Source organism: Photorhabdus aballayi, assembly GCF_026153155.1.
Classification (GTDB): Bacteria; Pseudomonadota; Gammaproteobacteria; order Enterobacterales; family Enterobacteriaceae; genus Photorhabdus; species Photorhabdus luminescens.
Window position 1 is genome coordinate 20,246 of record NZ_JAPFCD010000040.1, and the last position, 25,649, is coordinate 45,894.

General features: G+C 38.8%; 19 protein-coding genes. 14 read left to right on the top strand and 5 right to left on the bottom strand.

Annotated elements, in window-relative coordinates; genetic code table 11:
* Positions 1–21 precede the first annotated feature (21 nt).
* The gene (locus tag OO184_RS17580) at positions 22–1,614 is read right to left on the bottom strand and encodes a glycosyl hydrolase family 18 protein (protein ID WP_265380289.1); all 1,593 of its coding nucleotides are present in this window, start codon (positions 1,612–1,614) and stop codon (positions 22–24) included.
* Between the two features lie 1,035 nt (positions 1,615–2,649).
* Here OO184_RS17580 and OO184_RS17585 point away from each other — a divergent pair.
* Positions 2,650–2,865 (top strand): hypothetical protein, encoded by a 216-nt coding sequence (locus OO184_RS17585; protein ID WP_265380290.1) that lies wholly within the window; start codon positions 2,650–2,652, stop codon positions 2,863–2,865.
* A 114-nt stretch (positions 2,866–2,979) separates the two neighbouring features.
* Here the strand turns inward: OO184_RS17585 and OO184_RS17590 are convergent, their stop codons facing one another.
* Complete coding sequence (locus tag OO184_RS17590; protein ID WP_049584551.1) at positions 2,980–3,648, bottom strand: epoxyqueuosine reductase QueH; 669 nt, start codon at positions 3,646–3,648, stop codon at positions 2,980–2,982.
* Between the two features lie 328 nt (positions 3,649–3,976).
* Between OO184_RS17590 and OO184_RS17595 the strand changes: the two genes are divergently transcribed.
* The 13 genes from OO184_RS17595 to OO184_RS17655 all read left to right on the top strand — a co-directional run bounded on the left by OO184_RS17595 (position 3,977) and on the right by OO184_RS17655 (position 21,554).
* Complete coding sequence (locus tag OO184_RS17595; RefSeq protein ID WP_265380291.1) at positions 3,977–5,170, top strand: benzoate/H(+) symporter BenE family transporter; 1,194 nt, start codon at positions 3,977–3,979, stop codon at positions 5,168–5,170.
* A gap of 176 nt (positions 5,171–5,346) precedes the next feature.
* Complete coding sequence (locus OO184_RS17600; RefSeq protein ID WP_265380306.1) at positions 5,347–6,339, top strand: hypothetical protein; 993 nt, start codon at positions 5,347–5,349, stop codon at positions 6,337–6,339.
* A complete protein-coding gene (locus tag OO184_RS17605; RefSeq protein ID WP_265380292.1) occupies positions 6,339–7,484 on the top strand; it encodes a BamA/TamA family outer membrane protein in 1,146 nt (381 codons plus the stop codon). The genes OO184_RS17600 and OO184_RS17605 overlap by 1 nt, the downstream gene beginning before the upstream one ends.
* Positions 7,481–8,602 (top strand): DUF4056 domain-containing protein, encoded by a 1,122-nt coding sequence (locus tag OO184_RS17610; protein WP_265380293.1) that lies wholly within the window; start codon positions 7,481–7,483, stop codon positions 8,600–8,602. The genes OO184_RS17605 and OO184_RS17610 overlap by 4 nt, the downstream gene beginning before the upstream one ends.
* 828 nt (positions 8,603–9,430) lie before the next feature.
* Positions 9,431–10,012 carry a fimbrial protein gene (locus OO184_RS17615; protein ID WP_265380294.1) on the top strand — a complete coding sequence of 194 codons (582 nt, stop codon included), beginning with the start codon at positions 9,431–9,433 and terminating at the stop codon, positions 10,010–10,012.
* A gap of 67 nt (positions 10,013–10,079) precedes the next feature.
* Positions 10,080–10,778: a fimbrial biogenesis chaperone gene (locus OO184_RS17620; protein WP_265380295.1), complete on the top strand. Its 699-nt coding sequence runs from the start codon at positions 10,080–10,082 to the stop codon at positions 10,776–10,778.
* Between the two features lie 25 nt (positions 10,779–10,803).
* A complete protein-coding gene (locus OO184_RS17625) occupies positions 10,804–13,278 on the top strand; it encodes a fimbria/pilus outer membrane usher protein (protein ID WP_265380296.1) in 2,475 nt (824 codons plus the stop codon).
* 11 nt (positions 13,279–13,289) lie between these two features.
* On the top strand, positions 13,290–14,381 hold the full coding sequence (locus OO184_RS17630) for a fimbrial protein (protein ID WP_265380297.1): 1,092 nt from the start codon (positions 13,290–13,292) through the stop codon (positions 14,379–14,381).
* A gap of 1,301 nt (positions 14,382–15,682) precedes the next feature.
* Positions 15,683–16,471, top strand: coding sequence for a protein bax (locus tag OO184_RS17635; protein WP_265380298.1), 789 nt, complete (start codon positions 15,683–15,685; stop codon positions 16,469–16,471).
* A gap of 196 nt (positions 16,472–16,667) precedes the next feature.
* The gene (locus tag OO184_RS17640; protein ID WP_265380299.1) at positions 16,668–18,089 is read left to right on the top strand and encodes an MBOAT family O-acyltransferase; all 1,422 of its coding nucleotides are present in this window, start codon (positions 16,668–16,670) and stop codon (positions 18,087–18,089) included.
* A complete protein-coding gene (locus OO184_RS17645) occupies positions 18,076–19,218 on the top strand; it encodes an SGNH/GDSL hydrolase family protein (protein ID WP_265380300.1) in 1,143 nt (380 codons plus the stop codon). The genes OO184_RS17640 and OO184_RS17645 overlap by 14 nt, the downstream gene beginning before the upstream one ends.
* Positions 19,205–20,422: an SGNH/GDSL hydrolase family protein gene (locus tag OO184_RS17650; RefSeq protein WP_265380301.1), complete on the top strand. Its 1,218-nt coding sequence runs from the start codon at positions 19,205–19,207 to the stop codon at positions 20,420–20,422. Before OO184_RS17645 ends, OO184_RS17650 begins: the two co-directional genes overlap by 14 nt.
* Positions 20,423–20,633: 211 nt before the next feature.
* Positions 20,634–21,554: a GNAT family N-acetyltransferase gene (locus OO184_RS17655; RefSeq protein ID WP_265380302.1), complete on the top strand. Its 921-nt coding sequence runs from the start codon at positions 20,634–20,636 to the stop codon at positions 21,552–21,554.
* 76 nt (positions 21,555–21,630) lie between these two features.
* Here OO184_RS17655 and gntU read toward each other — a convergent pair whose 3' ends face one another.
* From gntU to gntR, 3 genes are all read right to left on the bottom strand, one after another.
* Positions 21,631–22,968, bottom strand: a complete 1,338-nt coding sequence (gene gntU, locus OO184_RS17660) for a gluconate transporter (RefSeq protein WP_265380303.1) — start codon at positions 22,966–22,968, stop codon at positions 21,631–21,633.
* Positions 22,968–23,507, bottom strand: coding sequence for a gluconokinase (gene gntK, locus OO184_RS17665; protein ID WP_265380304.1), 540 nt, complete (start codon positions 23,505–23,507; stop codon positions 22,968–22,970). Before gntK ends, gntU begins: the two co-directional genes overlap by 1 nt.
* Before the next feature lie 168 nt (positions 23,508–23,675).
* Positions 23,676–24,671 carry a gluconate operon transcriptional repressor GntR gene (gene gntR / locus OO184_RS17670; protein ID WP_265380305.1) on the bottom strand — a complete coding sequence of 332 codons (996 nt, stop codon included), beginning with the start codon at positions 24,669–24,671 and terminating at the stop codon, positions 23,676–23,678.
* Between the last annotated feature and the right edge of the window lie 978 nt (positions 24,672–25,649).

A 25,649-nucleotide genomic window follows, 5' to 3' on the forward strand; every position in this document is an offset into this window, starting at 1 on the left:
CGTTCTCTTTAAATATTAACGTCAATGTTCTCTCTTGGTAAAAGCCGGATCAGGTGTCGGGACAGAGCTATCGCAATTATAATGCTCTCCTGTCAGCCCTATTTTTTTGCAAGCCGTCGACAAAAGATAATTAGGTGTTGCCCACTCATCTTTCCAGTTACTACCGTCATAACGTTCATTCTTAAATAGATCCCACATAATGAGACCCGTTTTACCATATTTGATCGTACCATCTAATATGCTGTTGAGAGCTTTCTTGGTGAGCGGTAAATTACCGGTTGCGGGTTTACCAACTTCAAACCCAACCGTAATAGGCGGCAAAACCAATAATTTTTGCGGTTGAATTGATGCCTGAGCGTAGTTACGCGCCCCTTTCAGTTTGACATGGAAGGTAACAACTTCATTGCCTGATTTAAGCCAGTTAATATATTGACCATAATAATACTTAACTTGCCCAGGAAGGTCACAAGGAATATATGTTTCACCTCCGCCAATAAATCCACAATCTTTTTCACTTAAATCATAGGTCATTACACCAATATAACTGAGTCGGTTGATTAAATCGGGATAATTAAGAGCGGTATTATAAATCAAACCATAAAGATTGCCTCCCCACCAAGCGCCGCCATAAATATCACTATTCCTCGCATTGGTTCCCCAGTTAGCGGACATATTCGGGATACCTCCCGTTGCAGGACCTGCGGTACTTAGCTTAAGCGATGGTTTAACTGCATTAATTGAAGTGTAAAAAGATTTTAAAATAGCGGCGAATTTATCCACGGTTGCCGGCATTGCACGGGGAATTTTTTCTGCGCCAGGAACAATATTCATTGATGCATCATAAACATAACCGCCTAGTCCCTTTGTTATTAAAGTTGATGTAATAAGCGTTTCACTGTTATTAGGGGGAACCCTGATTGAGTCAGGGGTTAATTTCCAGCTTTTTGCATTAATATCAGCATGCCAGAATTCTTCATAATCAACATCAATTCCCTCTACCCCCAAATCAGCAGCTAAATTGACAATATTTCTATATGCCTTATCTGCTTCTTTACCCGTAATAGTACTGTCAAATCGAGGAATTTTGGTCAGGGGATTAGGGAAGATATCATAAACCGCACCGGGTTCATTACCACAGGCATCTTTTTTGCCCGCGGTTATATCATAAATTTTCGGATAACAACTAAAGTTCCATCCACCTACGGCAATATAAGTACTTATTCCATGAGATTTTAAATCAGCGATAGCACTTTTTAATGCCACAAAATCAGCCCTGGCATTTTCAGCTTCTTTTATGCTAATACTTTGACCAGAAGTACAAATATGACCAAACAGTCCTGAACATTTCAGACTGTTTTTTTCATAGTTAACAAAACCAGGCTGAACAAAAGACAATACCAACGTATTAAAGTTACTCTTGTTCTTAGAAATATCTCTACTTAATTTTTTAAAGTTATCAAGGCTGGCATAATATTCTTTTGTATCAACCTGCGCAGCAGGCCCACTCAGATAATATGCAGATATTTTAGGATTGGCGGCAATAACATTTCCTGATATGAAAAAACACAATACAGAACTCGCTAATAAATATCGGTTTAATTTGTATTTAGACATATATCTATCTCCACTTGGTTAACATTACTTTTCCGATTACAGCCAATGAGTTATCATGACAGCTCATTGCCTTTTCATCATGAACGGTATAAGTTTTTCCCTAATAGAGCGTTAATATGTTCAGTCTGTTATTATAGACTGTGATGTAGTTACTAAACTGTTATACCCGTTATCTTTCAAGTTGCCTCTTTGTTGGCTGCACTCACTCACCCCGGTCACATAGTTCTCTATGCTCCCGAGGATTCGCTCCCTTGCCGTCGCGATGCATCTTAAAATCCATTGGGTATATATCGGCATTAATTATTTCAATGCGCCAATTTCATAATAGTGTAGTTTTCACCGTTGTCCACAAAAGACCTAGAAATTAGTTTTAATAATATTTCTCTCTAATCTATCTAAATAAAAAACAATATTATTATATGATAATTCCACTAGATTATACTTATGTTAATTAATTACTACAGGTGTAACGCTTTAAAGATAATTATTCCCTTCTGAAATTGAATGAAAATTACCATCAAATATAACTTACAACCTCCACCTAATATATATCCAGAGCCTCAGAAAGATTATTTTAATGAATATAATTGAAATTAAACAAATAAATCATTTCACCAAAAACATAAATAAATTACGTTTATTTTATTTTCATTAAGAACATCATTAGTTCCTATAAGCTATAAATAGTATACAAGCAGACTCGCAATAATAATTAATTACAGCTTGTGCAAGCCTGCTTATGAATGAATAGTGAACACGAACAACGCGCCAAACCCGGAGTATACATGTTAATAGAAAACCCATTGCTTTAAATAAACGCTCTCTATTATCAGGCAAATTATGCCCAAAAACTTCAACGGTTCTTCAACGAATTATAAAAACCTATAAAAAGGCATTATCTTAAATTGCTGAATTAATGATCAAGCCCGTATACTCACTGTGCGTTAAGACAGATCTGGAATAACACGTAGCTTAGTTAGTTGCTCAAAATGTATTCCAGCAAATGAAACAAAGTTAAAACACAGGAAAATTATCATGACACGTTTAGGCTTATCTATAACTGTATTATCACTGTTATTCTCTGGCGCAGTATTGGCTGCACCTAGCACCCCCGTAACCCAATCTTCGGATACCAAAGTGACTTCTTCCCATACGGCAAATACCAAAGCAGAGAAGAAATCGGGTAAAACTACAGCTAAACAGCACTCACACCAGAAGGCAGCAAGCAAAGAAGCAAAGAAAGCTCACTGAGTTTTTCAGCATGAAGCCACTACACGCAGCAATAGTTATGACACAAGTTTGACAGCGTCATAAACTGTAAATTCAGGGGGGAAATCCCCCCCTCAACATATTAAAGTGAAAAGCTTAACAAGTGCCTTCTGTATCTTCATCACCATAATATTTAACACCAATCCTGATAATATCCCGCGCCTGAGATTTACGGTGTTTATTCGTATCACGCAATGAATAGATACAACCACAATATTCCTGCTGATAAAATCTTTCCCGTTTGCTAATTTCAATCATCCGGGCTGAGCCACCTTGCTTACGCCAGTTGTAATCCCAGTATTGAATTCCCGGATACTGACTTGCCGCTCGTTTTCCACAATCATTTATCTGCTGCATGTTTTTCCAACGGGAAATACCCAACGAGCTTGAAATAACGCTGAAATTATTTTCATAAGCATACAAAGCAGTACGCTCAAAACGCATATCAAAGCACATGGTGCAACGAACCCCTCTTTCTGGCTCCCATTCCATACCTTTAGCGCGTTCAAACCAGTTATCGCTGTCATAATCCGCATCCACAAACGGCACATTATGTTGCTCCGCAAAGCGAATGTTCTCTTCTTTGCGAATTAAATATTCCCGTTTTGGATGAATATTCGGATTATAGAAAAAGACGGTGTAGTCAATTCCAGAGGCATGCAGCGCTTCCATCACTTCACCAGAGCAAGGAGCGCAACAAGAGTGCAATAATAACCGTTCCGCATTATCCGGTAGCGTTAAAACAGGGCGAACATAGTTTTCCATTTAGCAGGCTCCATATAATTATAAGAATTAATTATAGAATATAGTTATTTTTAGCTTCAAATTTTTCGAATGAAATTCATCATGACTGACTTGTTTTTACGATCCTTGTCTTTGTGATCCTTACCTTTGTAATCCTTACCTTTGCAATCCTTACCTTTGCAATCATAGTAAATTACTTGAAATTCTGGCAGGTTTTACCGTCATATTGTCGTCATCAAAGTTTGTACGAGGAAGTTCACTACAGATAAATTTGTTTTACGCTGATAGTTAACTAAATTATAGCCAAATTCAGATGCTTTTAACCAAAATAATTTAAATGGAGACCACGATGCGCCATGCAATTTCCCTGAGTGACCTCTCTTTTCCGGCCATCACCGCCGGATTTGTCGCTGTTTTAGTTGGATATACCAGTTCCGCAGCCATTATCTTTCAAGCCGCTGAAGCTGCCGGCGCCACCCCCCTACAAATCGGCGGCTGGCTAAGTATGCTAGGATTTGGGATGGGTATCAGCTCGCTGGGACTATCGCTTTATTACCGCATACCCGTCCTGACCGCATGGTCAACACCGGGCGCGGCGCTCCTAGCGACAACGCTGCCAGGAACATCAATCAACGAAGCCATTGGTATCTTTATCTTTGCTTCTGCACTGATCTTACTGTGTGGTATCACCGGCCTGTTTGCCCGGTTGATAAACTATATTCCACAAGCACTTTCCGCCGCTATGGTGGCCGGCATTCTATTACGCTTTGGTTTGGATGCCTTTTCCTCATTTTCAATCAACTTCGTACTGACCGCCGGCATGTGTTTAACTTACCTTCTGACACGCAGATATTTATCCCGCTATGCCATTATCTTAACACTATTATCAGGGCTGATTATCGCCGCTTTACAGGGAGATATTCACTTTGAACAACAATCCACAGTCACATTTGCCACCCCTGAATTTATTGCCCCCAGCTTCACACTCTCTTCGCTATTGAGTATCGGTATCCCATTTTTTATCGTCACGATGGCATCTCAAAACGCGCCCGGCATCGCCACGCTGAAAGCCGCAGGGTATCCCGTTTCTGTTTCATCATTGCTAAGCTGGACTGCGCTCATTTCACTCATTTTGTCACCTTTTGGTGGTTTTTCCGTCTGTATTGCCGCTATTACAGCCGCAATTTGTATGAGTCCGGAAATCCACTCTGACCCAAATCGCCGTTATATGGCCGCTGCCGTGGCAGGCGTGTTTTACCTGATAGCGGGCCTGTTCGGCGGCTCAATCAGTATGTTATTCAGCGCTCTACCGACTGCGCTTATTCATGTTATCGCCGGATTAGCATTGCTTGGAACCATTTCTGGCAGCCTGCTACAAGCATTACAGAATGAAAAGCAACGAGACGCAGCAGTAATCACATTTTTGATCACCGCTTCCGGCGTGACGTTACTTGGCGTAGGCGCTGCATTCTGGGGATTAATAGGTGGCGTAATAACCATGATGCTTCTATCTTTGCCTGAGAAAAACAAAGCTGCTCATTAAACATACAGCAAAATTATACTTTTCAGCATCTTATGATATTTCTTATCTATAAGAGTTGTGCTAATTTGCCGAGTTTGTTGCGCTTTAAATATTACGGTGAGAAATCAATAGCCTTAAATGAAAACTTTAATTTCCCTACTAGCAAAACCGAGCTTCCTATTATGAAATTTTTTGACATAAAATTTTCTGATATTAGCAAGTTAGCTGTTCTTTCATCATGCTTGGCAATCCCTTATAGCTACGCTGATGACCGCCCAATTCTTTCTCTCTCTGTCAGCCAGTCCGGCGGAAACCAAACGACTGCTGATGGTAGTTTATCCAGAAAACCGAATAAGCAAGAATCACGGGTACTCCCAATTTGGGGTGATGAAGCCAGAGCTAAAGGTTATGACCTACCGGAACCCTTTGGCGCCAGTTATGGTTATATGAATATGCGGCAGAATATCATTGTAGATGATATTAAAATTTTTATACCAGACAACCCTGGCTTTGAAAAAATGTTAGATATCCAGACAGGGAAAACCAGAGAAAAAAATGAATCACATATGCTTAAGCTGGATACCTGGATTCTGCCTTTTCTGAATGTTTACGGCGTTTATGGCTGGACAAAAGGCACATCCCAAACCAACATCGAAGGTATCAACATTAACTTTGGTTCTGTTCCTGTTCCTTTTCCTATAAAAGACGCCCCTTTCAAATTGGATTTTAAAGGAAATACCTATGGCGGCGGTTTTACCCTAGCCGGAGGCTACAACCAGTTCTTTGGTACGTTTGATACCAATTATACCTACACCAGCTTAGATATTTTAGATGGTAAAATCAGTGCGTTAGTCGTCACTCCACGAGTAGGTTATGAATTTATATTCCAACCAATCATCCCAGGGCAGGGAAATACCAAATTACAGATCTGGACTGGTGGTATGTACCAGAAAATTACTCAGGAATTTGAAGGTGATATCGATAGCCTGAATTTATCGCCTGAGTTCGCTAGGTTAAGAAATGAATTAGACGAACCAGTTCTGAAATTCAAAGTAAAACAGCATGTTGCATCTCGCTGGAATAATACCGTTGGCGCAAGGCTGGAAGTCACACGCAACTTCAATATGCTGACCGAAGTTGGCTTTAACAAACGTAACAGCTTCTATATTTCAGGTGAGTTCCGTTTCTAATGAACATCCGCTGTACCTTACATGGGCTGGCTCTAGTCAGCCTTTTTATTTCTGATTCCTCATATGGCGAAGCACTACTCAGCAGGGAAAAAATCGATGGCTGGCTAGAAAAACTAGGTGGCAGTAATACCTATGACAGCAGTAAAGCGATTGACTGGGGCGTTTTACCCGGCCCTTTTTATACGCCAGAGTTAGGTGCCGGTCTCGGCGTTGCTGTCGTTGGTCTTTATCGACCAGATGATAATGATCATACCAGCCAAATCTCTTCCCTTTCCCTGAATGGATTTGCCTCTTCAACGGGTGCTTTTGGCTTCACATTTGATAACTACAGTTTCTTTGCTGATGATCAATGGCGGTTTTTTCTTTCCGGTACCTTGAACAACGTTCCCACCTATTATTGGGGAACAGGATATCAAGCAGGTAAAGTAAATGATCACAAAGAAAAATATCACTCGCAAGAACTTCGCCTGCAACCCAGAGTTCTCTATCGAGTTGCTGATTCTACCTATTTAGGCGCTGGCTGGAATTTTTCATCATTACACGCCAAAGACCCTGATAACGGCGCTAAAAAACTTTTCGCAGCGGAAAACGATGGACAATCCATATTGAGTTCGGGCGTCAGTGCCTATTTCAGCTACGACACCCGGGATTTTCTGCCTAATGCTCATCAGGGGAATGTTCTTGATATTACCTATACCCATTTTTCTCCGGCATTAGGTAGCGACCGTCGGTTTAACACCGTTGATATGCAATACAGCACCTATTATCAATTAGATGAAAAGTCCGTACTGGCATTTGAGAGTTATGGTCGTTTCACTGACGGACAAGTGCCTTGGAATATGCTGTCGATGCTAGGTAATAGCAACCGGATGCGCGGATATTATGAAGGTAGATACCGGGACAAAAATGTTATCAGCACCCAATTGGAATATCGGCGCAAATTGAATTGGCGACATGGATTTGTTCTATGGGCAGGAGCGGGAACCCTAAGCCATTATGCAGAAGATATTGGCTCAAAAAACTGGTTACCCACAATCGGCGCCGGCTATCGTTTTGAATTCAAACCTAAAATGAATGTCAGACTGGACTTTGGTATTGGTAAAAAAAGCAATGGATTTTATTTTCAGGTGGGAGAGGCGTTTTGAAATTGCGTTTATGGATTGCTGCTTTAACGTTAGTTGCAGGATGCCAAGGAACTTTTTCTTCAATCGCACCGGTACAACCTGACTTAAATAGTGAAACAACCGCCGAAGCAACCCGCGCATGGCCGGTTCTTACTCCGATTCCCTCTCCCGAAGGATTAAGGGCTTGCTGTGCTTTTGGCTATAATTTAAAAACTGAATTACTGACCATTCCAGTACCTTTTTATCACATAAGTAATGTGCTGGATGCCGATAATCTTGGCACACATAATTATAACAACAGTTTTTTCGGTACCGTTGCTTCATTAACAGGGATCAGTAATGAAAAAGTGGGGATGATATATACCCGCCGGGGCGGATTTATTGATATTTCCCATGTACGGGATACCGCCGATAATGCGGTTTTTCTGTTCAGTCAAATCTGGCCTCGTCTTGGAGAAGAGTGGCAAATAGAACTCAGTAGCGAATTGGCATTACGCCGTATCCAATTCTATCAATTCACACCACCAGCAACGATGGAACAACGCTATACCCTAAGTGCTTATCTAGCCGTAAAATTGGCTTTTGAACTTGCTGCATGGCATGAAATCGCCCAATGGTATGGTTATCAATCTGTACCGGGATTTTCTGAAAAAGTATCTGCGTTCTCTCCTGAAGATCTCTACTCTAATCTATTAGGCGCTCGCCTTTCCCTCTCTTTAATACTGGCAGGGCAAGTGCCGTCAATGAAACAATATCGTCTATCAATGCAAGCCATTCTGCCTCCGGCACTACGTGAACTGGAAGCCTTATCCCCCGATGAAACGCGGAAAATGTTTGAACAGGTTGATGGTATCTGGTGGGACAGCAAACGCCGTATACCTGATAAACGCTTAATCCTTCAACGTGATTTCCATATTCACAGCGATCGCACACCTAATATGGCGCCAACAGAACAGCAATTTCCACTCAGGCTTACCCTGCCACAACAATATATTGGCTACAAATTATCTGAATTGGCCGAATTACAATTGTGGCCTAGCCGCCAAATGAAAGATCTTCCTGTACCAGAAAGTTACTGGATTGCCCTTGATTTTCCGCAGTTGGCAGAAAAAGCGAAAGAACAACAGGAGAATTATTGATTCATATATTTTCAATGAAAGAATGAATATAACACTATGAGTTAAAGTATATAAGAGACTTTAAATTACTATTTCCCAAATAATAATCCAATTGAAATATCATCAATTATTATTTATTATTCCCGCAATGTTACATTATAATATAAACTCAACATTACCTATAATAAAACTAAACTATACCGACTGTACTTAAATTAAATCATAAAGATAAAGTCACATTATCAAGGCATTATTTCACCGGATAAAAAATTTGTATTAAAATATTTACAAAGATAAAAAACCAATAAACAACTGATATAAAATAATTAATATTACACAACATATAAAAAATAAATCAAAAAGTCACAAAAACATTAATCAACCAAACAGACTAAAAAAGAAATAAAATCTCAAAAAGACAAAAAAATCAGAATATAATTCCAAACTATACTCATAAACTGTGTATTTCACTTATTTTTATCGAAAAGACAGACATTCACTCTTAATTTAACTTAAATAATAAAAATCCCTTCTTAAATAGGTTTAATCGTCTATAATATATGTTTCCAAGTTATAAACATGTATAAACAATAACACCTTTATCTAAGTGAAAAAATAATAACTTATATTGGCAATAATTAGATTTATTCAACCAAAACTCAAGTTACTAAAATACTTTCAATTGTATAATATATTGATTTTTATTTTAAATTTACAATATCAAATCAATTTTGAAGATAAAAACTAACATTGTTTTTTAATTTTTATGATGTATCGGGGGATTCAGGGCCCCTATCTTTACCCCCCTGATAAAGCCAATTAAGATATCCCTACTCCTGGAGAGGAAAAATGAATAAACTAGCGTTATCAACCACCGCCGCACTTATTTTTGCCACAGGCTCTGCTGTTGCAGTAGATAAGTCTGCTGGCGGCACATTACATTTCTCTGGCGCTGTTACTGATGCCACTTGTACTATTAACGGCGGTTCTTCAGCGAATCTGTCGATTATATTGGAACCGATCTCAGTCACTCAAGCCGGTCAAAAGGAAGGCTTAATTGATCATGGTAAGAAATCATTTTCACTGGAATTTTCTAACTGCCAGTCCAATGCCGCCGGTTTTGACCCGGCAACCTCGATGTTGAAAATCCAGTTCTCATCATCACACACCATTTCCAATGATGCGAAATATCTTATAAACCAAGAGCTTCATGCAAATGGCAAGCCGAAAAACGTCGGTATCGCGATTGTTAAACACACCGACGAAAACACGCCGATTATGCTGAATAAAGCGTTTGATACAGGAATCAAAGGCTCTACGCCAACAACTGAACTTGTTGATTTCTACGCCAAATACTACAAAGTAGGCACTGCTGATGCAGATCCAGGTAAAGTAATAACGATGGTTACTTATCACGTTACTTATCTATAATTACTTACTACAATAAACAAAGCCTATTTATTTAAATAGGCTTATTTAATTTGGCAAAAATAACGTTATGAAGAAATTATTTTTAACTATATTATTAGGGATAACGACTTTATCGGCTCATGCCAACATCGTTATTAATACAACACGTGTTATTTATCCAGCCAATAATAAAGAGGTATCGGTTCAATTATTAAATGCAGGAGACCAACCCTCTCTGGTACAATCCTGGATAGATGATGGCGATCCTAATTCAACGCCTGAAACAGCTAAAGTCCCCTTTTTACTCACCCCCCCAGTTGTCAAAATTGATGGCAATAACGGGCAACAATTAAGAATTAAGTACATCAACAGCAACCTACCTGCTGATCGTGAATCGCTATTTTATTTAAATGTTCTGGATATTCCGCCCGTTGCAGAAAACATTGGCGACAAAAACATTATGCAGATTGCTATTCGTACCCGGATAAAATTTTTCTACCGGCCTGATAAGCTGTCTATTTCGCCGAAACAGATCCAACAACATATTGCATTAAAACGTGAGGGTAACCAATTAAAATTGGAGAATTCATCCCCCTATTTTATGAATGTCGTCGGCCTTAAATCTGCTGACACTCAACCTAACTTACTAAATGAAGGAACAATTATAAAACCGTTCTCTTCTCATTCATTCAGTACCAATGAAAAAGTAAAAGCCGGGGACAAATTAACTCTGGCTATTGTTGATGATTTTGGTGCTATAAATAAATTAACTTTACCACTTCAATAGTGAAATTATTGGCATAGCATAGAACATGATAAAAGAAAAAGTTAGTCCGTTAATTCTGATAATAGGCATAATTCTGTATACAGATTGTTTATGCTATGCCGCAACATTTAATACCGATTTTCTGGTCGGCGAATCGGCAAAAGCGGATTTATCCCGATTTTATTCCACGTCAGAACTGCCCACCGGCCGTTACGATATTGACATATATCTGAATAATGACTGGAAAGGAAGATTTGATATTAATATCCAGAACGATGGCAGAGATATCTACCTGCTCAATGAAGATCTTCCCAGGTTAGGTATAAAAATTGATAAAAACCAATTATCAGAATCAAACTTATCCAAAGATGAGATTCTTCTTACTAAAATAATACATGAAGGAACCGCCAATCTCGATGTTCCTAAACTTAGTCTGCATCTGGTTGTCCCACAAGCGTATATCAAAAACGAACTAAAAGGCTATATCGATCCTGCATTCTGGGACAGAGGTATCCCCGGCGCTATGCTGTCTTATAATGCCAACTATTACCGTACTCAAAATAGAAATAAACAGAACCGCGACCGTGAAAATGAAGATAATGCTTACGTGTCACTCAATAGCGGTTTGAATCTATTTGGCTGGCAATTACGCGATCAATCCTCTTATCATTACACACGTTCAAATGGTAATAAATGGAGTAACAATACCCGTTATCTGCAACGGGGAATTTCATCAATTAATTCAGAACTTCGCATTGGCGATAGTTATACATCAAGCGATTTATTCGACTCTTTCCGCTTTCGAGGTATCAATCTGAAAACAGATATGCGCATGTACCCCGATGCCTGGCAAGGGTTTTCCCCTATCGTCAGGGGAGTTGCGCAGACTAACGCCCTGGTAAAAATTATCCAAAATAATGTTGTTATTTATCAAGGTAATGTACCTCCGGGGCCGTTTGCCATTGATACTATTTTACCAACAGGTTCAGGTGGTGATTTGCTCGTTGAAGTGACGGAAGCAGACAGACGTATTAACAGCTTTATCGTCCCCTTTTCATCCGTCCCTAATATGATGAAAGAAGGTCTTGGCAAATATGATATCAGTGCTGGCAAAACACATATTGCCAACAGTCGTTATAAACCAAACTTTTTTCAAGCCAGCTATCAATATGGTTTTAATAATATCCTGACCGGCTATACAGGCACCACTATCAGTAAAGATTATTACTCGCTACTGTTAGGCAGTGGTTTTAATCTACCCATTGGCGCTATCTCAATTGACGTTTCACAGTCCAGCGCCAAATTTGATAATAGCCCCACCATGAAAGGCCAAAGCTACAAATTAGCTTATAGCCGCTATGTTCCACAAACAAAAACAAATTTCTCTCTGGCGGCTTATCGTTATTCAACTAAAAATTATCTTACCCTAATTGATGCGATTGATCTGCATGACTGGATAAGCAACGGATATAATCAACAATACTATTCTCATCAAAAAAACACTTTCAATATCAATTTGAACCAACATCTTGGCAGTCGTGCAGGTTCGCTTTTTCTTTCGGGAACATTCCGTGATTACTGGGGAACCCAGAATAAAAGTAGAGAGTATCAAATGGGGTATTCCAACAGTCTGGGTAAAATCAATTATTCCCTGACAGCAAGCCGTGTTCGGTACAATATCAATGAAAAAGAGAGTAAAGAGGAGCAGCGCTATTATCTGATGTTATCTATTCCTTTTGAGTTGTTTGACTACCCTGCCTATCTGACCAGTAATGTCTCAATCAATGAAAGTCACTATAACAACAGTGACTTGGGATTAAGCGGTAGCGCAGGTCCAAACAACCGTTTGAATTACCACTTCAATATTTCAGATCAGAAAAGCGGGTCGACAACAACTAGTGCAAATTTGACCTATAAGACATCCGTTTCCACATTGAGTAGCTCTTATAGCCAATCCAAGGAATACCGCCAAATCGGGCTTGGCGCAACCGGTAGTTTAGTTGCTTATCAAGGCGGAATTTTGGCTGCTAATCAGATTGGAGAAACTTTCGCCATCATTGATGCGCCAGGCACAGCAAACGCTTCTGTGAATGGTGATAAAAGCATGGTGACAAACAACAGCGGTAAGTTGCTGATACCTTATCTTTCTCCTTACCGTAAAAACGCCATCATGCTAGATACCAGCGAAGTGCCGGAAGATGCCGCTGAACTTATCGGTAACATCAGAGATGTTGCGCCATATTCCGGTGCAATTACCCATCTCGGATTTAAAACAGACCAGCGGAAGACCTTTATTTTCTACGCTGCTCAAGCTGATGGTAAACCTTTACCTTTCGGTACTGAAATTGTCGATTCAAAAGGTAACAGCTTGGGATACGTTGGTCAGGGCAGTATGGTTTTCCTACGAGCAGAAAAATTACCATCGCAAGTTTATGTCCGCATCGGTCAGCTAGGCGAAAAGAACTGCATAATAAACAATCCACAACCTGAAATGGGCTCAACCGCCAATATTTGCCGTTAAGGGAGAAGATAATGAAACTTAAGCCATTTTATCTTAAATCATTGTATCTGGCGGCTATAATTAGTCTGAGCAGCAGCCTAGCTTATGCAGATTGCCAGCCCAAATACGCGATAACGGCACCGGCAATCACGGTTGATATGACAGATAATCTCACCCTGAACAGTAATGCAACTTGGATACTCAACACCCAATATTCCGGCTACTTTACATGCACAAGAAATTCATTATGGAAACAAAACTCTGTTGCCAACGGTTCGCCGTTTACCAAAAACAAAGTCGTCTTAGGATTCAATGGCGGCAAAGATTATGCCGAAGTGACTATTACGAATCTTTCTCCCGGCAACACTATTAATCTGGGAAACAGTAACGACACATATCCTGCCAGCAAATTGCAAGCCCAATTTACGCTTAATGTAAAGCTACTGAGCGGCAGACCCGGCGGTAGTAATATTCATGTCTTTTCCGGCAATTCTGCAACATTAAAAACCGCTGTCATTGCAATGGATACCACCAACTTAGGACTCCTTGATGCCATTCTCCGTTTCGCTACCGATTTCCTAACTTTTGTTCTTACCTGGGAGTGGCCGACGCATTCTGAAGATATCTATTACCAACCCGTCACAATGATTTTTAATCACAGAGATACAACTTGTCACTTCTTAAATGATGGATTAACTGTGAATCTACCAAAAGTCAACCGCATTAGATTGCTTAACGGAACAGATAGAGGAGAAACACCTTTTACCCTCAACTTTGAATGCAAATATCTCCAAAACGGTAAAACTTCACGTTCAGTTAAAGCTTACCTGAGCAGTAATAATTTGCTGCCAAATGACAATCGAACTTTAATTGATAACAAAGCTGGCGCCGCTAAAGGCGTTGGTATCCGTGTCTCTCAGTCAGGTAATTCAACACCTATAGTTTTCAGTGCTTCGCAATCCTCATCCCACGGTGCGACACTGTTATTTAGCAAAAACTCCGGGAATGTCATCGATAAAAACTTTGCCATTGACCTTAATGCTTACTACCACGTTTATGCTCCCCAAAGCATCGTAACAGGGGAACTGAAAGCAACTTCCGTTCTGAACTTTGAATACAATTAACCAATAGGAAAATTAACCAATAGGAAAATTAACCAAGAGGCAAAGGAGATGCCTCTTATTTTCTCCATCCGAATTAAGAATTTATGTTTCAATAAGTAATAATTTGTAATAAAGTGTTTCTGGAGAAAAATTCATTTACATTTATAGCCTACCCTGAATTGGCGTAACACAATGATAATCCTAGCATTAAGTAATTACGCAAACTCAATTAATTTCTTAATAAAATAGTGTAATTCTACGAAAAATAGAAAAAACATACTTACACTTATCAATAAAATTAAGAAAACAATATCAACAAGAATATTAAAAAACCTTATTAAATAATAAACAAAAACAATAATCAACCAGAAATAAAAATATATTTCAACGAGAAAATACGACAAAAAATCATATAAAAATAAAATTTAAAATATATAAAAATACTCAATTTTCATTAATTAACAATGAAAATAATTCATTAAAATCAATAACATAAAAATAAAACTAAAATAAAAACCAGAGTAATTGATATAATTACACACAATGCAAAAATGTAAGAAACAATTTAACCCAACATAATAAAAATATAATTTTCCATCCCAAAAAACACCTTTAATATAAAAATAAAAAGATAAATTTTTATATTATCAACAAATAAATTATTAAAATTTTTTTATTCTTATATACACCTATATTATTACCCACTAACAATATCACCCGGAGTAAATATTTGTAACACATTGTTACTTATTTTAACTTAACATTTAGAACCATATCGAATATCCTGCACCGCACCAATAACAATAGATATATTATAAGATTAGATTAAGCCTGACAGATACGACTTAATTTTAACTCACAGAGGAAAGAGACCATTTCGGTAACAGGTTACCTTTTTATGAAAATGATACTTATTCTTATAACGGCAATATTAATATCAATTAGTTTATTACTCGCCGCGGTGTTCTTACGATTAGCAGTACTATAATTAACAGTACTATATAAAACTAAGTTAAATCACTTTCGATATTATACTAGCTGGTTTACAAATCACTTTTCTGTTGAGAAAGCGACTTACAGGCACACAATTAACTAAAAAACCATGATTATATCTGATGAATAATTCAACCCAGACAGGTAATATTTTGTACACAAACAGCACATAACCATATATAAATTAATAAAAAACTACAGAGCAAACTAGCAAAATAATAATTTTTATTACAGAAAATATATTTATGAATCGCTAATAACTCTGGCTATGGTGGATTTATTTTGCTAACATCAGCTTGTTTTTTATTCAGAACAAACGAGGAAAAGCAATGCCCTCTCAAACGATGAGGACAACTGCCATCTTCGCTTTCTTTATCTCACTATTGTTTTCCGCTTTTAGTCACGCCTCAACCAGCACCGCTAAAAGCATAGAGTATTCTCACAATGACATGCAAAGCAGTTTGCCGGATTTGCGAAAATACCCTTCGGGCACCCTACGTAAGAAAGCGTTTTTAAATGTTGTTGTCCCTGTGATTGATAAACACAATCAACAAATTATGCAGGAACGGAAATGGCTATTGGAACACCAACATGCCAAGCATTGGTCCATACAAGATACCAAGCGCCTGCACCAAATTTGCAAAAACTACAACGTGAGCTGTAGCAGTTCGCCTAAAAAAGTTAACTGGAACAAGCTACTAAATCGTGTTGATATCATCCCGACCCATTTTGTCGCCACTCAGGCCGCAACAGAATCTGGCTGGGGAACATCTAAACTTGCACAACAGAATAACAATTTATTCGGTATGCGTTGCGGTAACAACTGTAAGAAAACCCAAGGTAAAATAAAGGGTTATTTCTCTTACCCAACCATCAATGATTCTGTCGAAGCCTATATGAAAAATATGAATACTCATAACGCTTATGAATCATTACGTGTTTCACGCGCCAAGCAGAGAAACCTTCAAGAATCACTAAATACCAGCAAATTGATTGATAATCTTGAAGGGTATTCACAATTGGGTTCAACTTACAACAACTACCTGCACAAAGTATTTAACAGCAATAAAGGGCTTATTACTCAGGCGCAAAAGTTAGCTAAAAACGACCATGACTAAGGGCTTAAGTAAACCATTATCATGAATATTTTGTGCTAAATACCAATATCATCCGTTACCATAGCTAACAATGGGACGGATGATTTCCTTATGTCCATCAGTTTGTTCTTTTCATTGATAGAATGTTTAGATTAGATACTATAATATCAATCAATATTAACCTATATCGAGACAAAATGATTGGCCAGAGTTTAATATGAATTTCTTTTCTTTTGAGTTTCTTGGTTCCTTTGTTGCCTTCTTTCTCTTGTATTGGATGCTACAAAAAAATGTGAAAACACAAAACTATTTGCTAATAATTGCAAGTTATCTGTTTGTCTTTTCCTTTAATCCACTTTTCGCCGGCATCCTATTTGGCTATACGCTATTTATTTATCTTTTAACAAACATAGCCAGTAAATTTCTATCCAATCGCATCACGTTTACGATCCTGACGATAGGTATTCTGGGGTGCTTCACTCTATTCAAATATTATTCCTTCTTTCAGGAAAGCCTCCAACAAGCATTTGCCGAATTTGGCTTATCCATAGATTTACCTGTACTGACACTACTCGTCCCTTTGGGTTTATCTTTCTATGTATTTCATTCCGTCAGCTATGTCGTCGCTGTCGCAAAAAAAGAAATGCCCAAAGCATCATTTCCTAATGTCGCTTTATATCTATGCTTTTTTCCAAGTATTGTTGCCGGGCCAATCAACCGAGCTAAAGATTTCCTGCCTCAAATCGAGATTTCATCAAGAGTAATCCTTGAACCATCAAAAGCCATATTACTCATTGCACTAGCGATAACCAAGCTATTCTTGTTCAGCTCTTACTTATCCGAGAATTATGTCAATCCGGTTTTTGATGATCCTGCCAGCTACAATGCGGGGCAAATTCTGGTTGGTATCTATGCCTATGCCTGGCATATCTATTTTAATTTCTCTGGTTATACCAACCTTGTTACTGGATTAGCGCTACTCCTTGGTTTTAGGGTACCTAAAAACTTCAATGCCCCTTATCTGGCTGAAAATTTACAAGCCTTCTGGCGCCGTTGGCATATCAGTTTATCCGAATTTATCCGTGATTATGTCTATATTCCTTTTGGCGGCAATAAAAAAGGATTTGTACGTAAAAATCTTAATTTATTTGTTGCTATGGTAATCTCCGGGTTATGGCATGGAGCCGGAATTAACTTCATGATCTGGGGAGCTATTCATGGACTGGGATTAATAATCCTCAATATTAAATATCAGTTATTTTCCTCAATTGACAAAAAAAATCAAAATATTCCCCAAAATCTAGTCATCCTATTTTTATCCAGAATTATCACTTTCCACTTTGTCTGTCTGGCATGGGTTTTCTTCCGTTGTCCTACTCTAGATGATGCACTAACACTATTAAATCAATTGATATCATCAGATTTATTTCACTCGATAATAGCCAACAGTGGGCTGTTACTGATGTTCTGGGGACTTTTTATTATTTATCCGTGGTTGATTAATCTAAAAATAGTGATCAAAAAAATACATTCTCAGATTTCATGGATATACTACCCAATACCATTAGCGATTATTCTGACTTTGGTATTTATGCTTTCACCACAAGGAATACCAGGATTCATTTATGCCAATTTCTGAATTCAAATCTAACTTAAAAACAGCCGGACAAGTCACTTTTACCGTAATATTAACTAGCCTACTGTTAATCTGGCTAAATCATCGTTCACTGGATAGATTCTGGCAACAGGAATATCACCAACAAAGTTTTTGGGCAACTTTACAAGGTTATCCGCTCTGGGATTTCGGTGATAACCTAGAACAAGGCGCGCTCGCTGCCGGGGAAGCTTTTATGTCACATATTATCAGCAATAACCATCAGCAAACTCTTCAAGAAACTAATATCACACTACCCGCGGATTTTCAGATCGGACTAAGGCTTCTGAGCGGTTATCCCTCTTCTGTTACAAATCTGCCTGCAACTTTCCCTGAATTATTACAGCAATCTCCCCATTCGAATCCCGTCAATTCATCAATTCCCCATAATTCAAGGAATAACGTTTCCCCCAGTATGGTTATCGCTAAAACCAACGTGACACTGACAGCCAAAGATAAAGTGCTGTTTGCTGGAGATTCTATGATGCAGGGTATTGCTCCCCATCTGAAACGTCGGCTCTATCAAGATTACAGTATTTCAAGTATTAATCTCAGCAAACAAAGTACTGGGCTTGCTTATCCCAGTTTTTTTAACTGGCCGGAAACTATCAATAAAACACTGGAAGCCAACCATGATATCAAGCTAATCGTTATTTTTTTAGGGCCAAATGATCCCTGGGATATGCCGCCAAAACATGGAAACATCTACCTGAAATTCGCCACTCCCGATTGGGAAAACCTCTATCGCCAACGTATCGACGCGATCCTCACTGAAGCACGTAACCACGGTGCTGATATTATCTGGATTGGCCCTCCCAACATGCGGCAAAAAAAACTTTCCGCCAACATGGAATATCTGAGTTCCTTGTATCAATCGGAAGTAATGAAAGCTGGAGAAATTTACGTTTCGGTTAATGATATTTTTAAATATCATGCAAATGACTATTCCGATTATATTGGCGACAATAGTAACAAAATTAAACTCAGAAGCGGTGATGGTATACACTTTAGCTTGAAAGGCCAGCAAACTATCTCAGACAACATATTTTCATTGATTAAATTTATTCAGGAACCTGCCAAACAAAATGGAACCAAACAAAATGGAAATAGTTAAACAACTCCGTCGGCAATACCAATCTGTCGGCATTGGCTTGGTCATCATACTCTCTTTAAGTTTGATATCGTGCCATAAACAAACACCAGAGCCATTGCCAATACAACAGCCTGCAAAAAACCACCAGCTAATAGACTTTGGTGAACCGAATTTAGCCCTACTGGCAAATAAACTGCATAACAGTGGTCATAATCAACTGCATTTTGTTCAGATAGGAGATTCTCATACCGCCGCAGACTTTTTTACTGGCAGGCTTCGCTCTTTATTGCAACAACGTTTTGGCGATGCAGGGATTGGTTTTGTTAGCCCAATGAATGTGCCAGGCCAACGCAACGCTATGGTCAATATGACCGGTAATAAACAGCAATGGAAACTCACTACCAGCCGTAAAGATAATCGGCCTGATTTTCCTCTCGGCGGTGCAATTGCAGAACCTAATAGCCAAATAAGTCAATTAATTCTAAGACTGTTTACACCATCTCATAATCGCTATCAACTCGAGACATTATACCAAGCATCGGGTGATGCTCAGATTCTGGTTCAATCTGCAACCAAACGAATACTGAAATTACCGGCAACCCACGGTCACTGGCAATTTTCTACTGAAGAATCAGTTACATTCCCAGTTAATATTATGGCGATACAAAATAATCAATTAAAATTAGGCGGCTGGTTTATCAAACGTAAACAATCAGGTATTATGTTATCTGCCTTGGGTATTAATGGTGCAACTATTAATATGATGGATAAGTGGCAGCCAAACTGGATTGATACATTAGTTCAAATGCATCCTGATATGGTAATCCTCGCTTATGGCACAAATGAGGCATTTAATCATTCCCTTGATTTATCAAGCTATCGCCAGCAACTGGAAACCAAGATAAAGCAGATTCGTAATCAGTTACCACAAGCAGTTATCCTTATTATTGGGCCGAGTGATTCTTTGAAAAACAACCAACTTACAAGTTGTGCAGCACAACAACCAACAATGTTAGATAATATCATCCATATTCAACAACAAGTCGCTCAAGATCAGCACACACTATTCTGGAACTGGCGTGAATATATGGGTGGAAAATGCTCAATTAGGCGCTGGGCACAACAAGATCTTGCTCGCCCTGATTATGTTCACCTTTCAGCCGCAGGTTATGAACGCAGCGCTGAAGCTTTATATCAACAATTAATAAATATTCTCGATCAATAAGCAACAAGAAAGCTTGGTTGGGAATAGTACTAAATACTTATTCTGTTTTTAGTGCAGAAAAACTAAACTTATAATCTTAGATTTACAATATGTATGAGCTCACAAGAAACCCATTTAATAAAGACAAATCATCTTTTTTGTTGTATTTAATACGTTGAAAAATAAGTTTATACCATGCGTAAAACATAGCGTTAAAAAGAGTATTTAAAATATGATTTTTCCAAAAAAGTATCCTCTCAGCTCTATAAAAAGGCTCATCTCCGGCTGGAAAGAATGTAGTTTCGAACGTTATCAACAAGCGTATTCTCTTTATGGTGGTGGAATATCTACCCATCCAGATATTGTACGCTTTTTAAATGAAAAATTTGGCAATAGCTTTATCTTTTACGTCAAAGAAAATCCACAAATAGAAAACGTTATCGAAGGGGCATACTTTACATGTAAAGATCATCATCTGGCAGCAAGTCACCAAAAGGACTACCACTTCTTCACCTATGATGAAATTATCTTTCCTATCGCCAAACACCTAAAAACCATCATCCCAGGGAAATCTAAAACCATATCGCCCCTGCACAAAGAAAACTTTGTCAATATCTATTATGGCCGATTAAACAAGCGAACAATATGCCTTGCTAAAGAAGATTTCTCTTATAAAACAAGAAGAAATCGGAGTAATGAAATTAATAGATTTAAACGCGCAGGCGGAGAAATACATCAAATTGATGATTTCACCTGCCAGGAATTTGTTGATATTTACACCATACTGTATGAAAAACGGTGGGGGGAAAAACACAGTGAAGCAGAAAAAGGAAAATTAATCGAATTATACATCGAACTCAAACAGCATCTGTACGGATGTGTATTAACTATCAATGGAACCCCAGCAGCCTACGATTTAGTTATAAAATCAGACAGCCCTCAATGGATTTCATTCGATGCAGTAAATGGTGGATACGATCCTGGATACGCTAACCTCAGCCTTGGAAGCATTGTTATGTGGTTAAATATTCAAAATGCTTCAGCGCTCTGCCAGCAGCATCAAAAAACGATGCGCTATTCTATTGGCAAGCCTACTTTTGCTTATAAAGATCGCTGGTGCCACCGTCACCCGTTAGCAAGAACACTATTTTAATATCACCAATATTTCCAGATAGCCGCCTTCTAAAGAAGGCGGTATCAATCTAATACAATCCCTGAATTTATATAAATTACAACATGGCAAAGAAAACCATTCCAACAGCCGCGCCTGTTGTTCCAAGAATAGTTTCCATAATCGACCAAGTTTTCAGCGTCTGAGATTCTGTTGCACCAGTAAATTTACCAAATAACCAAAAGCCTGAGTCATTAACATGGCTCAATACCAAAGAACCACCTGCAATACAGATTGAAAGGGCCGCAAGCTGGGCGCCAGAATATCCCAAAAGATCAACAACTGGCAAAATCAAACCAACAGTTGTCAAACAAGCAACGGTTGCAGAACCTTGAATAATACGTACTGTACCAGCCAGGATGAAACACGCTAATGCAATAGGCAACCCCGCCCCAATCAATGCGTTCCCTAAAGCGGGACCAACACCAGAATCCACCAATACTTGTTTGAATACACCGCCAGCCCCCGTCACCAATAAAATAATGCCAGCCGGTTGAATAGCCGAAGAACAAATATCCATCACCTTTTCTTTACTCATCCCACGGCGAATCGCCAAACCATAAATAGCAATCAAACAAGCAACCAAAATCGCAGAAAATGGATGACCGATAAATTCAAGCCACTGATACAACTCAGAACCCTGTTCAACAAAATTCTCACCAATAGCCTTTAATCCAACCAAAACCAAAGGGAATAGAACCAGTGACAAACTCAAACCAAAAGATGGCATCTTACCTTGACCAAGACTTGGCTCATTTATATCGGTGGGTAAATCCAAAGTAACATACTTACTGATAAAACTACCGAAGATTGGCCCTGCCAGTAACATCCCAGGAATCGCTGCACTGATACCGATCAAAATCATCCAGCCAAAGTCAGCATTCATCTGTGAAGCCAACAGCATCGGTGCTGGACCAGGTAACAAAAACGCTGCGGCGGCGGCAACACCAGCAAATAGAGGAATAACTAGCTTCACTACATTACCGCCAGTACGACGCGCTACTGCAAACGCCACGCCAATCAATAAAACAATCGCTACATCAAAGAACAACGGCAAAGCACAAACCAAGCCAGCGATCCCCAATGAATAATGAGCATTCTTTTCACCAAAACTATTTAGTAATTTAACCGCAATCTGATCCAGTGCGCCTGTTTCATGCAAAACTTTACCAAACATCGCCCCCAGTGCGACAACAATAGCCAGAAAACCTAACGTTCCTCCCATTCCTTCTTGCATTGTTTCAGCAATTTTATCCAGTGGCATACCAGAAAAAACACCCGCTCCCATAGAAACCAGTATTAACGCAACAAAAGCGTGTATTCTGACTTTCATCACCAGAAACAATAGTAAGAGAACAGAACCCACCGCAGTCAGCACTAAGGTTAAAGTACTCATTATTTTTCCCCTGAAATGACACTATTAATTATTCTTATCGAGTGATTTATCACTTCATCAAGAGATGATCTAATGTCAACTAGATAAACATCCTGTTCATCACTCCCCGGCTCTTCTAATGCCTCAAACTGAGATACCAACATTTGAGGTTTAAAAAAATGATCTTTACGTGCCTTCAATCGACTTTCAATTAAATCAAAGTCACCTTTCATATAAAGAAATGATAGATTCTTATTATTATCACGCAGTATATCCCGGTAATGCTTTTTTAAAGCAGAACAAACAATCAGGGAAACCGGGTTTGTGCGTTGCATAGCAAAAATTGCATGGTTCAGTGATTTCAACCAAGGCTTACGATCTTCATCATTCAGTGCGTAGCCTTTAGCCATCTTATTAATGTTAGATCTTGGGTGTAAAAAATCACCATCTAAAAAAGCAGAATCCAATTTATAGGCCGCAGCACTGGCAACAGCGGATTTACCACTACCGGATACCCCCATAAGCACAAAAACATGATTCGAATGCTGGGTATCGCTCATATAAACTCCTTAACGTAGATATTTTATCCACAAAATGTTACCGGTAACTGTTATCGGTAACATTATCAGAAGTAGAGATGAAATTAGCAACAACACGGAATATTCAGGAAATATAAATGTGACATTTATCACAAATGAGCTCAAAAAAATGCAAATCCAGCAGACCGATTAGATACTCTCTCCCAAAGATAACTGAAAACCGATATCAATCATTTTTTGCGGTAAATGTTCGCCCCTCAGCCGAGCCATTAATAATTCAGCAGCCCTCCGCCCCATTAAGTCACGAGACGTCAATACACTGGCAAGTTTTGGTGTCATCGCCTGACCAACATCATGGCCATGAAAGCCAGCTATTGCAATATCATGTGGTACAGCTATCCCTTGACGTTGGCACTCAAAAATTGCTCCGATAGCCAAGTCATCGTTAGTACAGAATAGACCATCAACATCAGGATATTTTGCCCGAGCTTCATTCAGTAACTGCCCTCCCAATGTGTAAGAAGAGCTGTCTGGCGTCATTACCTTACCCAGCGGTAACCCCGCACTTTTCATTGCAGCCTCATAACCCTCCAGACGAATAATTGTCCTTTCATCTTGCCTTGCGCCAAGATAAATCACCCGCTGGCAACCACGTTCAATCATTGCCATTGTCATCTGCCGAGCTGCTTCAAAGTTGTCAATGCCGACTGCCGTATCAAAACAAGGAGAAATACAATCCATCAGCTCAACAACAGGGATACCAGCCGTTTCCAACATCTTCAAAGTTCGTGGAGTATGAGTTCGTTCTGAAAGAATCAAACCATCAATATTATAGGAAAGTAAAGAAATCAAACGCTCTTCTTCCTTTTCTGAGCGATAGCCATAGTGAGCTAACATAGTTTGATAACCATGATTATCCGTCACATATTCGATACCACGGATAACTTCCGCAAAAACCTGGTTAGTTAAAGAAGGCAATAAAATACCAATAGCATGACTAGTGGAATTTGAAAGAATATCCGGCACTTTATTTGGAATATAACCCAACTCATCTAAAGCATCCGCTATTTTCTTTCGCAATTGCTCAGAAACTTGCTCAGGATTACGCAAGAAACGACTTACCGTCATTTTAGTGACACCAACACGATCAGCAACATCTTGCAAAATAGGACGTTTTTTCTTCATATTTCAATGCAATATAGAATTAGTAAAGTTAGGATAATAAACGAAGTGTTATGACATATTTATACACTGTAAGGATACATTTTTTTAAACTTAGTCTGGTTGTGAAACTGTAACCCCAATTTATTCAATATACCGTAAAATCTCATCCTTTAGAGCGGAAATATAAGACATGGTTTTGTTAACCAGAAGGATTTATTACCAAATGATCGAGAGGCAATGCACCACAACAATCAGCAAGAACCAAACCACAACAATAACTAAGATGCCAAACCTATCAAAATCAGAGGCACAGACATTAAGTCAGCTTAGGAGAAATGTCCAGACGAAATTAATCATTCGATATTAGCTCAAGGTTGATATGAATTACATTGTTAGCTTAAGTACAAGTCGGTATGCAATGCAATTAGGATAGAACTCTCATTAACCTATACCAATTAAGAAAAAGCTACGTTATAAAGTGCTCAAAGCCAATATTGAAAACAACCTGTTAATCAACTAAACCATGAGCATACACTTAATCATCAGAATGTTGAAGGCATACGAACGAATCCCATTCCCTATAATTTGGTTCATTTAGCGATAATATTTAACGACATGAACTCATAGTGCAAACGCTAGTCCCATTAAATGCACTATGGCTTATTTAAGCAGAGTTTTTTTACAGCGCATGAGACAAAATCCCAAAGAAATTTCAATGATTACAGGAAGAAGGGAGACTATATTATCTAAAGAAGTGCGGAAAAAACTTTGCTCAAGGCAAATTCCAGTCAGAGGAAACAATGATATACCGCTAAATACAAAGCTGCCTGCAATTACGCAGGCAGCACGACAAATTTATGTACTTTTTCAGTTGACGAACGACTTTCCTGCCGTTTGCCTTTCGGGCCGTCGCGACTCGCGACGTTCAACTCCGTTCCCGACGGATTTATCCTACTTACTGCTTTTTTGCCTTGTGCTGCTTTCAACGCCACACAACGC

Excerpts from the sequence above, each read along its gene's own strand:
- OO184_RS17580 (WP_265380289.1), bottom strand. The coding sequence starts at position 1,614 with ATGTCTAAATACAAATTAAACCGATATTTATTAGCGAGTTCTGTATTG.
- OO184_RS17585 (WP_265380290.1), top strand. The coding sequence starts at position 2,650 with ATGACACGTTTAGGCTTATCTATAACTGTATTATCACTGTTATTCTCT.
- OO184_RS17590 (WP_049584551.1), bottom strand. The coding sequence starts at position 3,648 with ATGGAAAACTATGTTCGCCCTGTTTTAACGCTACCGGATAATGCGGAA.
- OO184_RS17595 (WP_265380291.1), top strand. The coding sequence starts at position 3,977 with ATGCGCCATGCAATTTCCCTGAGTGACCTCTCTTTTCCGGCCATCACC.
- OO184_RS17605 (WP_265380292.1), top strand. The coding sequence starts at position 6,339 with ATGAACATCCGCTGTACCTTACATGGGCTGGCTCTAGTCAGCCTTTTT.
- OO184_RS17615 (WP_265380294.1), top strand. The coding sequence starts at position 9,431 with ATGAATAAACTAGCGTTATCAACCACCGCCGCACTTATTTTTGCCACA.
- OO184_RS17620 (WP_265380295.1), top strand. The coding sequence starts at position 10,080 with ATGAAGAAATTATTTTTAACTATATTATTAGGGATAACGACTTTATCG.
- OO184_RS17625 (WP_265380296.1), top strand. The coding sequence starts at position 10,804 with ATGATAAAAGAAAAAGTTAGTCCGTTAATTCTGATAATAGGCATAATT.
- OO184_RS17630 (WP_265380297.1), top strand. The coding sequence starts at position 13,290 with ATGAAACTTAAGCCATTTTATCTTAAATCATTGTATCTGGCGGCTATA.
- OO184_RS17635 (WP_265380298.1), top strand. The coding sequence starts at position 15,683 with ATGCCCTCTCAAACGATGAGGACAACTGCCATCTTCGCTTTCTTTATC.
- OO184_RS17640 (WP_265380299.1), top strand. The coding sequence starts at position 16,668 with ATGAATTTCTTTTCTTTTGAGTTTCTTGGTTCCTTTGTTGCCTTCTTT.
- OO184_RS17645 (WP_265380300.1), top strand. The coding sequence starts at position 18,076 with ATGCCAATTTCTGAATTCAAATCTAACTTAAAAACAGCCGGACAAGTC.
- OO184_RS17650 (WP_265380301.1), top strand. The coding sequence starts at position 19,205 with ATGGAAATAGTTAAACAACTCCGTCGGCAATACCAATCTGTCGGCATT.
- OO184_RS17655 (WP_265380302.1), top strand. The coding sequence starts at position 20,634 with ATGATTTTTCCAAAAAAGTATCCTCTCAGCTCTATAAAAAGGCTCATC.
- gntU (WP_265380303.1), bottom strand. The coding sequence starts at position 22,968 with ATGAGTACTTTAACCTTAGTGCTGACTGCGGTGGGTTCTGTTCTCTTA.
- gntK (WP_265380304.1), bottom strand. The coding sequence starts at position 23,507 with ATGAGCGATACCCAGCATTCGAATCATGTTTTTGTGCTTATGGGGGTA.
- gntR (WP_265380305.1), bottom strand. The coding sequence starts at position 24,671 with ATGAAGAAAAAACGTCCTATTTTGCAAGATGTTGCTGATCGTGTTGGT.